General features: G+C 47.3%; 1 pseudogene. It reads right to left on the bottom strand.

The window, feature by feature from the left end:
- A pseudogene (locus tag BSU00_RS12895) lies at window positions 1-450 on the bottom strand (hypothetical protein); the annotation flags it as partial.

Below are 450 nucleotides of genomic sequence, written 5' to 3' on the forward strand. Positions count from 1 at the left end.
GTCGGTGTCTACTACTAGGCTGTCACAAGCATCCGCAATACCATCGTTATCAGCATCCGGACCTGCCTCTAAGTAATCTAACACACCATTGTCGTTGCTATCTAATGCTGCCGTGTAACCATTACTTCCAGCTACCGTACCATCGGCATTGTAACCTGTTCCGTCTACTTCACCATTGTTCTCTGAATCAGTAAAACCTGCCTCGTTTGCATCCGAACATCCGTCGTTATCACTATCGGTATCCAAACTATCTGGTATGCCATCACCATCGGTATCGCCTGTTCCTTCATCGGTATCTAAAATACCATCGTTGTCGTCATCTGCGTCTAGAATATCAATAATTCCGTCGCCATCGGTATCTGGTTCTGGCGTATCACAGGCATCTGCAATACCATCGCCATCAGCATCTGGCCCTGCCTCTAAGTGATCGTACACACCATTGGCATCACT

This window comes from Tenacibaculum sp. SG-28, assembly GCF_002954385.1.
GTDB lineage: Bacteria > Bacteroidota > Bacteroidia > Flavobacteriales > Flavobacteriaceae > Polaribacter.